We start from the raw sequence: 12464 nt of genomic DNA, 5'->3' as shown, positions 1-12464 counted from the left end.
TCGAACTCTCCCCCGAGCAGTGGGGATCGGGACGGTCGCCATCGGCGAGCGACATCACACTGCCATTCTGGCTCGACGCTCGGAGGATGGAGACATGGCGATGAACGACCCTCAGATCTGGACACTCATCGGAGTGTTCGGCGCGGTGATGATCGGAGTGGTGACGGTCATGACCACCCAGTTCAGCAGAGTGATCCGAGCCGAGATCGGCCGGCTCGACGGCACCCTCACCGGCAGCATCGGCCGGCTCGACGGTACCCTCTCCGGCAAGATCGAAGCACTCGACGGCACCCTCTCGGGCAAGATCGAAGCACTCGACCATCGCCTCACCGGCCAGATCGACGCACTCGACCACCGCCTCACCGGCCAGATCGACGCACTCGACCACCGCCTCACCGGCCAGATCGACGCACTCGACCAYCGCCTCACCGGCCAGATCGACGGTGTCGAAGGGCGGCTCAGCAGCAGGATCGATGCACTCGATTCACAGCTGAACGGTCGCATCGACACGCTCGACAAAGAAGTCGCCGACATCGCGACCCGGTTCTTCGGAGCAGCCTGACTGCCGACGTCGGCAGCGATCGGAGACTATCTCAGCCGCGGCCGCTGCCGCTGCCGGGGCGCCAGAGCACCACGTCGGTCGACCTGCGCAGACGACGGCCACCCGGCATCGGGATGACGCCGGCGGACCCTGCCGCGAACACGCGGACGCCGGGACGGTTCTCGCGCTCTGCGCGCAGTGCCGCATCGAGCTCGGCCACCCGTCGCTGCAGCATCCGGTTCTCGTCTTCGAGATCGAGCACGCGCGCGATCGCGGGGAGACTCACTCCCTCGGACGAGAGCTGGGCGACCTCGCGCAGCTGCTCGATGTTGCGGCGGGAGTACCGCCGCGAGCCGCCGGAGGTGCGGCCGGGCACGACGAGGCCGATGCGGTCGTACTGTCGCAGCGTCTGCGGGTGCATGCCGGCGAGCTCAGCGGCGACGGCGATCGCGAACACCGGGGTGTCGGCATCCATTCGTCGTTCAGTCACGGTGAATCCCTCCTGCCTCGGTGTTCGCGATCCTCGTCGTCATCTTCTAGCGGCGCGCCTTCGCCATGAGCTCGGCACGCGGGTTCTCGGACGGCTCCAGGGACTGGAACTTCTCCAGAGCCTCCCTGGCTGCCTCATCGAGGTGCGTCGGCACCGCGATCTGCAGCTCGGCAAGCAGATCGCCCGTTCCCTTCGTCGTCGTGACACCGCGTCCCTTGACCCGCAGCACACGGCCCGACGGGGTGCCGGGAGCGACGCGGAGCTTCACGGTGTCGCCGCTGAGCGTCGGCACCTCGATCGTCGCGCCGAGGGCCGCCTCGGTGAACGTCACCGGCACGACCACGCGCAGGTTGAGCCCCTCGCGGGTGAACACCGGATGCGGTCGCACGGCGATCTGCACGACGACATCGCCGTTCTCCCCGCCGTCCGGCGAGGGCCTGCCGCGTCCGCGCAGCCGGATCTTCTGACCGTCGGCGACACCGGCGGGGATCTTCACCTTGAACGGCTTGCCGTCGTCGCCCTGCAGGCTGATCGTCTCGCCCTGCACCGCTGTCGCGAAGTCGAGCGTCGTGCGCGCCGTGACGTCGGCACCCTTCTGGGGGCCGCCGAAGCCACGGAACCCTCCGGACGTCTGCCCGAAGCGGCCGGAGCCGAACGGCCCGCCCTGACCCTGGTTGAACATCGCGAAGATGTCCTCGAAGTCGGCGGACTGCTGCTGCCCGCGCCCCTGCTGCCCGAACCGGCTGAAGACGTCTTCGAAGCCGCCCGCACCCGAGCCACCCGCCGTGAAGCGGGCACCCGAGCCCATCGCGCGGATCTCGTCGTACTCCTTGCGCTGTTCGGCGTCGGAGAGCACCGAGTACGCCTCGCTGACCTCCTTGAACTTCGCCTCGGCCGTCGCATCACCCTGATTGGAGTCGGGGTGATACTTGCGAGCGAGCTTGCGGTACGTCTTCTTGAGATCGGCGTCGCTGACATCCTTCGAGACCCCGAGGGTCTTGTAGAAGTCCTTGTCGAACCAGTCCTGGCTAGCCATAGATCACCTACTCGGCAGGTACGGCGACGACGACCTTCGCGGGACGCAGCTCGACGTCACCGAGGCGGTAGCCCACCTCGACGACCTCGAGCACCGTGGTCTTGTCGGCGCCGGGGGTGGGCTGCTGGAAGATGGCCTCGTGGCGCTGGGGGTCGAACTCCTCGCCCTTCTCGCCGTACGAGACCACGCCGAGCCGCTCGACCACGGCGCGCACCTTGCCCGCGATCACGGCGAAGGGGGTGCCCTCGACGAGATCCCCGTGCTGGGCCGCGCGGTCGAGGTCGTCGAGCACGGGGATGAGGCCCTTGGCGGCCTCGCCCTTCGCCCGCTCGCTCTCGACCTGACGCTGCTCCTCGGTGCGGCGGCGGTAGTTGGCGTACTCGGCCTGAAGACGCTTGAGGTCGTTCAGCAGCGTCGACTCCAGATCGGCGAGCACAGCATCCTCTGCCGCCGCCTCGCCGGTCTGGGTCGCGCCGAGGATGTCGTCGACCGTCAGATCGTCCGGCGCGCCGTCGACCGGCGTCTCATCGGATCCTTCTGCCGCCGCGGCCTCGCGCGAGTCGGGGTTCTGCGGCGAAGGGCCGGTGCTCTGCGCATCCGACCCCTCGCTGCGAACCTCGTCGTCACCTTCGAAGTTCTTGTCCGTCATGATTACTTCTTCTCGTCCTCGTCGTCCACGACCTCGGCGTCGATGACATCCTCGTCGGAGGACGAAGAGTCATCGGCCGGAGCCTCGCCCGCGGCGTCGGCGCTCGGGGCGCCCTCGGCCTGGGACTGTGCGTAGATGGCCTCGCCGATCTTGCCCTGCGACTGGTTCAGCTTGTCGAACGCGGTCTTCACGGCCTCGTCGTCCTCGCCGGCCAGTGCCGCCTTGAGCGCGTCGACGTCGGCCTTGACCTCGGTCTTCACGTCCTCGGGCAGCTTGTCGTCGTTCTCGGTGATCAGCTTGTCGATCGAGTACGCGAGCGTCTCGGCCTGGTTGCGGACCTCGGCGGCCTCGCGACGGGCCTTGTCCTCGGACGCGTGCTCCTCGGCCTCACGGACCATGCGCTCGATGTCCTCCTTCGACAGCGAGGAGCCGCCGGAGATGACGATGGACTTCTCGGTGCCCGTGCCCTTGTCCTTCGCGGACACGTGCACGATGCCGTTGGCGTCGATGTCGAACGTGACCTCGATCTGCGGGATGCCGCGGGGAGCCGGGGCGATTCCGGTGAGCTCGAACGTGCCGAGCGGCTTGTTGTCGCGGGTGAAGTCGCGCTCGCCCTGGAAGACCTGGATCGCGACGGACGGCTGGTTGTCGTCGGCCGTGGTGAAGGTCTCGCTGCGCTTGGTCGGGATGGCCGTGTTGCGCTCGATGAGCTTCGTCATCATGCCGCCCTTGGTCTCGATGCCGAGGCTGAGGGGCGTGACGTCGATGAGGAGGACGTCCTTGCGCTCGCCCTTGAGGACACCGGCCTGCAGGGCGGCACCGACGGCGACGACCTCATCGGGGTTGACGCCCTTGTTGGCCTCCTTGCCGGTCTCGCGCTTGACGAGCTCGGCGACGGCGGGCATACGCGTCGATCCGCCCACGAGGACGATGTGATCGATGTCGGCGACCTTGATGCCGGCTTCGCGGATGACGTCCTCGAACGGCTTCTTGGTGCGGTCGAGCAGGTCCTTGGTGAGGTCCTCGAACTTGGCGCGGGTGATGGTCTCGCTCAGCGACACCGGTCCGGACTCCGTCAGCGACAGGTACGGGAGGTTGATGCTGGTCGAGGTCGAGGAGGAGAGCTCCTTCTTGGCCTGCTCCGCCGCCTCCTTGAGACGCTGCAGGGCGATCTTGTCACCCGAGACGTCGACGCCGGTGGTCTCCTTGAACTGCTTGATCAGGTGGTCGACGAGGCGCTGGTCCCAGTCGTCTCCGCCGAGGCGGTTGTCACCCGAGGTGGAGCGCACCTGGATGGTCGAGAAGTCGTCGTCCTTGCCCACCTCGAGGAGGGAGACGTCGAAGGTTCCGCCACCGAGGTCGAAGACCAGGATGAGCTCGTCCTCCTTGCCCTTGTCGAGGCCGTAGGCGAGAGCGGCGGCGGTGGGCTCGTTGATGATGCGCAGGACGTTGAGGCCCGAGATCTCGCCGGCCTCCTTGGTGGCCTGACGCTCGGCGTCGTTGAAGTACGCGGGAACGGTGATGACGGCATCCGTCACGGTGTCGCCCAGGTACGACTCGGCGTCGCGCTTGAGCTTCTGGAGGATGCGCGCGGAGATCTCCTGCGGCGTCCACTTCTTGCCGTCGACGTCGAAGGTCCAGTCGGTGCCGACGTGGCGCTTGACCGACGCGATGGTGCGGTCGACGTTCGTGACGGCCTGGCGCTTCGCGGTCTCGCCGACGAGCACCTCCCCGTCCTTCGTGAAGGCGACGACCGACGGGGTCGTGCGGAAGCCTTCGGCATTGGCGATGACCTTCGGCTCGCCACCCTCGAGGACGCTGACGACGGAGTTCGTCGTACCGAGGTCGATTCCAACAGCACGTGCCATGTGATTCTCCTTTGTTGCGAGGTTGATGTGGTTCGGAAAACTCTGGGCGATCGGGAAAACCTGAGTCGCGATGACTCAACTGTAGCCGGGGGCCTCGGAGGTGTCAAACAAAGTTGATATGAATTGGCTCAACTTTGCCGAGGAGTACGCCGGACTCGTCGTTGTTAGGGCACCCTCACTCGGAAGATGGCAGGATGGGAGGCAACGGACGACTCGACCCGCGAGCGCGTCCGCCGGCGGCGCCGCCCTGGTCGGCGCACCCGCGTCGGACCGCACCGCGCGCACCGCCCGTCTCTCGGGAGTGCGCATGACCGACACCGATGCATACGACGCGCTCGTGATCGGCGGTGGCCCCGCCGGGCTCTCCGCCGCACTCAACCTCGGCCGATCGCTCATGCGGGTGCTGCTCGTCGACGCGGACCGCCCGCGCAACGCGGCCACCCTGAACTCGCACGGCTTCCTCACCCGCGACGGCGTACCCCCGCACGAACTGCGACGCATCGCGCGCGAGGAGCTCGCGGCGTACCCGAACATCGAGGTGCGCACCCGCGTCCGGGTCCTCTCTCTCGAACGATCGGACGGCGCCGCGGATGCCGAGGCGGCGCGATTCACGGCGTCCGTCGGACGCAGGGATCCCGCCCGGGTCGTGACCGCGCGTTCGGTGGTGCTGGCCACCGGCCTGCGGGAGACGCTCCCCGAGGCACCGAACCTGCGCGGCTTCTACGGCATCAGCCTGTTCAGCTGCGCGGCCTGTGACGCCTGGGAGATGCGCGGGCGACGCCTCGCGCTGATCGGCACGACCGACGACCTCACCGACCGCGCACGGCTCATCTCACGCTGGACCGACCACCTGACCGTGTTCACTCTCGGCGCCGACACCGTCACGGTGGCGCAGGAGGCGGAGCTCGCCGCAGCCGGAGTCGCCGTCGCGCGGCATCCGATCTCCGAACTCGTCGGCGACCGCGGCCGCATCGAGGCGATCCGACTGGAGGACGGCACCGAGGTCGCGATCGACGGCGGTTTCGTGCGCCCGCAGTGGGAGACCGACCTGTCGTTCCTGCGCGGATTCGCCCCGTCGGTCGATCACGACGGCCACCTCGTCACCGATCGCTCGGGGCGCACCGACATCCCCGGTCTGTACGCGGCCGGCGACGCGGCGATCCCCGGCCCGCAGCAGCTCATCGTCGCCGCGGGCGCCGGCGCGAGGGTCGCCTCGGTGCTGGTGCAGGACGCCGTCGGCATCACGACCGCGCACTGACCGCGTCGGACGACCGGCATCCGGTCACTTGCCGCCGGGAGGGCCTGCGAGAAGCAGCACGACGTACAGCGCGACGATGGCGACCACGAGCAGCAGCACGAGGACGAACGGCCGGATCAGGAACCACCGCATCAGACGGTCGTACCAGCGGGCGTCGCGCGGGTCGTCGGTCTGCTCTCGCCGCCAGGCGCCCGCGAGGCGACCGGTGCGCTGCAGCCAGATCTCCATCGGGATCGTCGCATAGGGGACGATCGCACTCGCCACGGCGAGGACGGCGACTCCGACGTGCCAGCGCTGATTCAGCGCGACGAGGATCGCGGTCGCCCCGTAGGCGAGGAAGACGAAGCCGTGGATGCCCCCGCCGATGGTGACCACGATGCCCGGCGCACCCGCGGCACGGGCGATGATCGCCGAGATCAGGATGGTCCAGGTGATCGCCTCCGCGATCGCGAGGACCCGGTACAGGCGGTCGGGCGTACGGAACACGGGACTCCTCGGGTGGGGGGGCCTTCCAGGGTATCCGGAATAGCGCCGCCGCCCCCGGCGTTGCCGAAGGCATGGTGACGGTCGAATCCACAGCTCTGGGGCGGGTGCTCGACTCCGTCGACCTGCGTGTGGGAGTGGCCCGACGCGTCGCTCTGGCCGACGGCGACCGTCTGCCCCTGCCGTCGGGAGCGGCCACCCTGGTCTACATCGCCGCGGGGTCGGTGAGCGGGCATCCCCCCTCCACCGTCGGATGCCGCCTCGACGTCGACCGCACGACCAGCGCCGGGGCGACGGTCGTGGCGATCGACGAACGGCCGCTGCGCGCGAGCCTCCTCGCGGGCGACGCGTTCCTCACGCTCGGCCGGACACCGGTCGCGCTGCGAGCGGACACCGCCTCCGATCTGGTGGTGGTGGAGCTCGAGTTCTCCGACAGTGCGTCCCGGCTCGCCGCACTTCTCCCCGACCCGATCACCGTGATGTCGTTCGACGCGCTCGAACCGGCGGCGGCGGCGCTCGCGGCGAGCATGGGCCCGACCGATCCGCCGTCGTCGCCCGAACGCCAGGGGGATCCCGTGATCTGCCGCGTCATGGCGAAGACCGTGCTGCTCAGCGTGATCCGCGCCTGGGCGGCCGACGGCTGCGCCCCCGAGGGCTGGCCCTCCGTGGCGAAGGATCCGTTCCTCGACCGCGTCGTCGACGCCATCCACGCGCAGCCGGGCCAGGACTGGACGGTCGAGCGCCTCGCCGGCGTCGGCGCGATGTCGCGCTCCGTGTTCGCCGAGCGCTTCCGCACGGCGATCGGCCGCTCCCCCGCCGACTACGTCACCGAGGTGCGCATCGATGCGGCGAAGCGGATGCTGAGCGAGGGCCGCTCCGTCAGCGAGACCTCGCGCGAGCTGGGCTACGCGTCGGACGAGGGATTCAGCCGCGCCTTCCGTCGCCGCACCGGCATGACGCCGTCCGCGTGGCGGGCTCAGGCGCTGACCGCCGTCCCCGCCTGAGCACGACGTCCGAGCCTGGCCCCGACACGCCGCCCGCTGTCGAGAGCGGCCGGCGCGTCAGCTCGATCCGAGTGTGTGCCCGGTGCCGGACGCCGCGACTCAGGTGAGCGCGGCCGCTGCCGTGCTCGTGCGATTCGACAGCCCGAACAGCACGGCGCCGACCAGCAGCGAGATCGCGCCGAGAACGTAGACGAACTCGACGTCGAGAGTGTCGACGAGCAGGCCGCCCACGCCCGCGGCCAGTGTGATCGCCCCCTGGAATCCGACGACGACCAGGCTGCCGCCGGCCTCGAGACGGTCGGGCGTGCGGTGACCGACCCACGTGTTGATCACGAGCAGCCATGACGAGAAGAAGAACCCCCACACGAGCACGACGATGCCGATGCCGAGCACCGATCCCGACAGGAAGATCATCGAGAGCACCGATACCGAGATCACGAGCGGTGCGAGCACCGCGAAGAACGCGAACGTGCGGTCGATGACGAATCCGAGCCCGAGGTTGCCGGCGAGACCACCGACCCCGAACAGAGCGAGAAGCACGATGATGGTCGACGGCTCGACCTCCGGGATGCGTTCGAGCGCGAGCCGCACGTACGTGTAGGCCAGGAAGTGGCCGAGAACGACGAGCACGTGTCCGACCATGCCGAGTCCGATGCCGGGACGACGCAGGGTGTCGACGAGCAGACGGATGCTCGACGCCTGCTCGGCGGGGACGGACGGCAGCAGGAATCGCAGCGCCACCGCCAGCAGGACCATGAGCACGCCGGCGATCGCGAAGACCGTCTGCCAGTCCACGACCTCGCTGAGCATCACACCGAGCGGAACACCCGCGACCGTGGCCAGCGAGACACCGGCCGAGGTGAACATGACACCGCGTCCGAGATGCGAGGGACCCGCGAGCCGGGCGGCGACCGTGATCGACATCGCCCAGAAGGCGCTGATCGCCGCGCCGAGGAGGAATCGGGCGAGCAGCACGATGATCAGGTTCGGCGCGATCGCCACGATGAGGTTCGACACCGCCGCGGCGAGCGCCATCCAGACGAGCAGCGAGCGGCGGTCGAGTCGGGGGAACATGAGGCCGACGGTCGGGGCGACGATCAGACCGACGAGCGCGGTGACCGTGACCGTCTGCCCCGCCTGGCCGGGGGTGACTCCGAGGGCATCGGCCATCTCGGTGAGCACGCCGTTGGGCAGGAACTCCGCGGTGACGAGCAGGAATCCCATCAGCATCAGCACGATGAGGCCGCCGTAGCGGATCCGCTCGGTGGGGGCGGTGGTCGTGGGAACGGGCGCGGTCGTCGTCATGGTTCCAGGTTCGCAGCCACAGAGGGTCGGCGCCCGACGCGGCGTCTGCGGCATCCGACCATTCGTCCGGACCGGGTCTGGACAGCTTCCGTCCGCGCGCCCTAGGCTCGACCACGCGCCGGGTGATCCCGGAAGGCCCGAGCGAGAGGAGTGGATGACATGAACATCGTCTCTGTCGTGACCCTCGCCGACATCCTTCCCCTCGAGGCCGCCCGCTCCTGATCCGCGCGTGGCCTCCCCTCCCTCGGAGCCACACCGTGTCTGATCTCTCCGCTTCGTCAGAAGCACCGTCCCCGCGTCTCTTCGACGCGTCTCCCTTCGAATCCGTTCCCTCCTTCGCCGATGTCGAACCCGGCGAGAACCAGCGCTGGACCACCTGGCCGGCGATCACCCCGTCGGAGCGCGGCCCGCAGCCGTGGCCGGACTGGGTGGTGACCAGCGCCGGTGCGCTCGACACCGAGCTCGGCATCCTCAAGACCGGCAAGGAGGCCGACGTCTTCCTTCTCGAACGCGCGGTGCCGTATGATCCCGGCCGACGCACCCTCCTGGCCGCGAAGCGCTATCGCGATTCCGACCACAGCAGCTTCCACCGATCCGGCGTCTACACCGAGGGCCGCTCGACCCGGAACACGCGCGACACGCGTGCGCTCGCCAAGAAGTCCGAGCACGGCCGCGCGGTCGCGGCGCTGCAATGGTCGTTCGCCGAGTTCGACGCTCTGTGCCGCATGTGGGAACTCGGGGCGCCGGTGCCCTACCCCGTGCAGGTCAACGGCACGGAGCTGCTGATGGAGTTCATCGGCGACACGGACGGTGTCGCCGCACCCCGGCTCGCCGCCGTGCGCAGCGCGCCCGACGAGCTGTCGGGCCTCTACGAACAGGTGGTCGACCTCATGCGGATCTTCGCGGCGGCAGGCTTCGCGCACGGAGACCTCTCGGCCTACAACCTGCTCGTGCACCGGGGCCGGGTGCGGGTGATCGACCTGCCGCAGATCGTCGACATCATCGCCAATCCGCAGGGCCTGGATCTGCTGCACCGCGACTGCGTCAACATCTGCGACTGGTTCACCCGTCGCCGCGTCGAGCGCGATGCGGAGGAGCTCTTCGCCGAGATGCTCGCGGCGTCATACGCGTGAGTCCCGGCCGGGGGGGAGGGGGGAACGCGCGCTGCCGCGCGGCGCGCCGTCACCATCCGTTCACCCCGCGCGGCCAGACTGCGAGCATGAGCGAATCCCCCCACGGCGGCGCCGCAGCGGAGCCCGCAGCGGAGCCCGCAGCGGAGCCCGCAGCGACGGCGAACAGCGGTGCGGTCGGCGTGATCGGCCTCGACCTTCGCGGCGACGACCCCGCCCCGCGGAAGCAGGTCTTCTCGTGGGCGCTGTGGGACTGGGCGACGCAACCCTTCAACACGGTCATCCTCACCTTCATCTTCACCGCGCTGTACCTCACGACCGAGGCGTTCCTGCCGCCCGAGGTCGCCGGGCTCGACTCCGCAGACCCGATCCGCACCGCGGCAGAGGCCGACCTGGCGTCGGGACTGGGTCTCGGCTCGACGATCGCCGGCATCGCGATCCTCCTGATCGCACCGGTGCTGGGCCAGCGCGCGGATGCCGCCGGCAAGCAGAAGCTCTGGCTCGGCATCGGCACGGGTGCCCTCATCGCCTGCATGCTCGGGCTGTGGTTCGTCGAACCGACGCCCGCGCTGTTCTGGCTCGGCGTGGCCCTGATCTCGGCGGGATCGGTGTTCGGCGAGATCGCCGCGGTGAACTCGAACGCCATGCTCATCGGCATCGCGAACCCGAAGACCGTCGGCCGCATCTCGGGTCTCGGCTGGGGTTTCGGCTACATCGGCGGCATCATCGCGCTGGTGCTCGTGATCATCTTCTACATGGCCGACTGGTTCGGCCTCTCCGAAGACGGCGGACTGCCTTTCCGGATCATCGCGCTCGGATGCGCCATCTGGGCGATCGTGTTCTCGATCCCGATCTTCCTCAACGTGCCGGAGCCGTCGCTCGGACGCCCCGAGCGCAAGGTCGGCTTCTTCGCGTCGTACGGTCTTCTCGTCAGGGACGTCGTCGGCCTCTACCGCAACCCCGACACCCGTCAGACGTTCTGGTTCCTGCTGTCGAGCGCCGTGTTCCGCGACGGCCTCGGCGGCGTCTTCGCGTTCGGCGCGATCATCGCCGGGCAGGTGTTCGACTTCGAGTTCCTCGAGCTCGTGATCTTCGGCATCGCGGCGAACCTCATCGCGGGCGTCTCGACCATCATCGCCGGACGCTACGACGACCGGTTCGGCCCGAAGCGGATCATCCTCATCTCCCTCGCAGCCATGGTCGTCGCGGGGCTCGCGGTGTTCTTCCTGGTGGACGCAGGAGCGATCGTGTTCTGGATCGGCGGCCTGCTGCTGTGCGCGTTCGTCGGACCCGCGCAGGCGGCGTCGCGGTCGTTCCTGGCCCGCATCACCCCGGCCGGACGCGAGGGTGAGATCTTCGGCCTGTACGCCACGACGGGCAGAGCCGCGAGCTGGATGGCATCCGGTGCCTGGACCCTGCTCATCGTGCTGACGGGCTCGACCGCCTTCGGCATCCTGGGCATCGTGCTGGTGCTCATCGCGGGCTTCCTGCTGCTGCTGCCGGTCAGAGCCACGCAGCGCGCCTGACCCTCGTCCCGCCGGGCTTGGCGATCCGCGTCCCGCCGGGCGAGGCGATCCGCGTCCCGCCGGGCGAGGCGATCCGCGTCGCTCGGGGTGACGCGCCGGCCGATGCTCGGGCGGGAGTAGCCTGACCGCGTGACGGTCATCATCGCCTTCCTCGCCAACATCCTCGTCGCGATCGCCAAGACGGTCGCCGCCGTGCTCACGTCGTCGGCATCGATGGTGGCCGAGGCCGCGCACTCGTGGGCGGATGCCGGCAACGAGGTCTTCCTGCTCATCGCCGACCGCCGCGGCGCGCGCGCAAAGGACGAGCGGCATCCGCTCGGGTATGGTCGCGCCGCGTTCGTCTGGTCGCTGATCGCCGCGTTCGGGATCTTCACCGCGGGATCGATCGTGTCGATCATGCACGGGGTGCAGGAGCTGTCCGAGACGGGACCGGTCGAGAGCCCCGTCGTCGCGTACGCGGTGCTCGGCATCGCCTTCGTGCTCGAGGGGGCATCGTTCACGCAGGCGATGGTGAAGTCGCGGCGTCTCGCGCAGGAGCGGGGATCGTCGACCTGGGACTACGTGCTCGACACCAGCGACACGACGTTGCGTGCGGTGTTCTTCGAGGACGCGGCCGCGCTGATCGGTCTCGTGCTCGCCGCGGGGGCGATCGCGATGCATCAGATCACGGGAGTCGCCGCCTGGGATGCCGTGGGGTCGATCCTCGTCGGCATCCTGCTGGGGATCGTCGCCGTGATCCTGATCGGGCGCAACATCGCCTTCCTCGTCGGATCGAACGCATCGCCCGCGCTGCGCGAGCGAGTCGGCCGGGCGCTGCTCGGATCGCCGCAGATCCAGCGCCTCACCTACCTGCACATCGAGTACGTCGGGCCGAACCGGCTGTTCATCGTCGCCGAGGTGGATCTCGCCGGCGACGCCCGCGAACACGACGTGGCCCGGCGCCTGCGCGAGATCGAACAGCAGATCGAGGCGCACCCGGTGGTCGAGACCGTCGTGCTCTCGCTCTCCGTCGACGACGAGGAATCGCTCGCCTTCGGCACCGACGCAGCGGTCGGAACCGACGCGGCCGCAGGAACGAATGCAACCGCGGGTGCCCAGCCGTAGCCGTAGTCGTAGCCGTAGTCGTAGCCGTAGCCGTAGCCGTAGCTAGCCGTAGCCGTAGCCGTAGCCGTAG

The 12464-nt window shown here is 69.2% G+C and carries 12 protein-coding genes; 6 read left to right on the top strand and 6 right to left on the bottom strand.

From position 1 onward, the window contains the following. Positions 1-94: 94 nt before the first annotated feature. Complete coding sequence (locus ASD43_RS17395; RefSeq protein ID WP_200946573.1) at positions 95-562, top strand: hypothetical protein; 468 nt, start codon at positions 95-97, stop codon at positions 560-562. A gap of 31 nt (positions 563-593) precedes the next feature. Here ASD43_RS17395 and ASD43_RS06205 read toward each other — a convergent pair whose 3' ends face one another. The 4 genes from ASD43_RS06205 to dnaK form a co-directional block, all read right to left on the bottom strand. Next, positions 594-1016, bottom strand: coding sequence for a heat shock protein transcriptional repressor HspR (locus ASD43_RS06205; protein WP_056414919.1), 423 nt, complete (start codon positions 1014-1016; stop codon positions 594-596). Positions 1017-1077: 61 nt separating this feature from the next. Further along, complete coding sequence (locus tag ASD43_RS06200; RefSeq protein ID WP_056414916.1) at positions 1078-2067, bottom strand: DnaJ C-terminal domain-containing protein; 990 nt, start codon at positions 2065-2067, stop codon at positions 1078-1080. A gap of 7 nt (positions 2068-2074) precedes the next feature. Further along, positions 2075-2716: a nucleotide exchange factor GrpE gene (locus ASD43_RS06195; protein WP_056414912.1), complete on the bottom strand. Its 642-nt coding sequence runs from the start codon at positions 2714-2716 to the stop codon at positions 2075-2077. Between the two features lie 2 nt (positions 2717-2718). Then, positions 2719-4584 (bottom strand): molecular chaperone DnaK, encoded by a 1866-nt coding sequence (dnaK, locus tag ASD43_RS06190; RefSeq protein ID WP_056414909.1) that lies wholly within the window; start codon positions 4582-4584, stop codon positions 2719-2721. 307 nt (positions 4585-4891) lie between these two features. Between dnaK and ASD43_RS06185 the strand changes: the two genes are divergently transcribed. Then, complete coding sequence (locus ASD43_RS06185; protein WP_056414906.1) at positions 4892-5842, top strand: NAD(P)/FAD-dependent oxidoreductase; 951 nt, start codon at positions 4892-4894, stop codon at positions 5840-5842. Between the two features lie 24 nt (positions 5843-5866). Here ASD43_RS06185 and ASD43_RS06180 read toward each other — a convergent pair whose 3' ends face one another. Beyond that, positions 5867-6328, bottom strand: a complete 462-nt coding sequence (locus tag ASD43_RS06180) for a DUF3817 domain-containing protein (protein ID WP_056414904.1) — start codon at positions 6326-6328, stop codon at positions 5867-5869. 71 nt (positions 6329-6399) lie between these two features. Between ASD43_RS06180 and ASD43_RS16965 the strand changes: the two genes are divergently transcribed. Next, positions 6400-7329, top strand: a complete 930-nt coding sequence (locus ASD43_RS16965) for a helix-turn-helix domain-containing protein (protein ID WP_082539288.1) — start codon at positions 6400-6402, stop codon at positions 7327-7329. Between the two features lie 99 nt (positions 7330-7428). Here ASD43_RS16965 and ASD43_RS06170 read toward each other — a convergent pair whose 3' ends face one another. Then, the gene (locus ASD43_RS06170) at positions 7429-8634 is read right to left on the bottom strand and encodes an MFS transporter (RefSeq protein WP_056414902.1); all 1206 of its coding nucleotides are present in this window, start codon (positions 8632-8634) and stop codon (positions 7429-7431) included. A gap of 257 nt (positions 8635-8891) precedes the next feature. On the opposite strand from ASD43_RS06170, the gene ASD43_RS06165 reads away from it, so the two are divergent. From ASD43_RS06165 to ASD43_RS06155, 3 genes are all read left to right on the top strand, one after another. After that, positions 8892-9767 carry a serine protein kinase RIO gene (locus ASD43_RS06165; protein WP_056414899.1) on the top strand — a complete coding sequence of 292 codons (876 nt, stop codon included), beginning with the start codon at positions 8892-8894 and terminating at the stop codon, positions 9765-9767. A gap of 86 nt (positions 9768-9853) precedes the next feature. After that, positions 9854-11290 (top strand): MFS transporter, encoded by a 1437-nt coding sequence (locus ASD43_RS06160; RefSeq protein WP_056414897.1) that lies wholly within the window; start codon positions 9854-9856, stop codon positions 11288-11290. Positions 11291-11419: 129 nt separating this feature from the next. Then, positions 11420-12394 carry a cation diffusion facilitator family transporter gene (locus ASD43_RS06155; protein WP_157550853.1) on the top strand — a complete coding sequence of 325 codons (975 nt, stop codon included), beginning with the start codon at positions 11420-11422 and terminating at the stop codon, positions 12392-12394. Positions 12395-12464 lie beyond the last annotated feature (70 nt).

This window comes from Microbacterium sp. Root553, assembly GCF_001426995.1.
Lineage (GTDB): Bacteria > Actinomycetota > Actinomycetes > Actinomycetales > Microbacteriaceae > Microbacterium.
The sequence above is the reverse complement of the archived record's forward strand: the minus strand, read 5'-3'. Positions and strand labels throughout refer to the sequence as shown.

Coding starts and splice junctions, on each gene's coding strand:
- dnaK (WP_056414909.1), bottom strand. CDS start 4,584: ATGGCACGTGCTGTTGGAATCGACCTCGGTACGACGAACTCCGTCGTC.
- ASD43_RS06200 (WP_056414916.1), bottom strand. CDS start 2,067: ATGGCTAGCCAGGACTGGTTCGACAAGGACTTCTACAAGACCCTCGGG.
- ASD43_RS06195 (WP_056414912.1), bottom strand. CDS start 2,716: ATGACGGACAAGAACTTCGAAGGTGACGACGAGGTTCGCAGCGAGGGG.
- ASD43_RS06160 (WP_056414897.1), top strand. CDS start 9,854: ATGAGCGAATCCCCCCACGGCGGCGCCGCAGCGGAGCCCGCAGCGGAG.
- ASD43_RS06185 (WP_056414906.1), top strand. CDS start 4,892: ATGACCGACACCGATGCATACGACGCGCTCGTGATCGGCGGTGGCCCC.
- ASD43_RS06205 (WP_056414919.1), bottom strand. CDS start 1,016: ATGGATGCCGACACCCCGGTGTTCGCGATCGCCGTCGCCGCTGAGCTC.
- ASD43_RS16965 (WP_082539288.1), top strand. CDS start 6,400: ATGGTGACGGTCGAATCCACAGCTCTGGGGCGGGTGCTCGACTCCGTC.
- ASD43_RS06170 (WP_056414902.1), bottom strand. CDS start 8,634: ATGACGACGACCGCGCCCGTTCCCACGACCACCGCCCCCACCGAGCGG.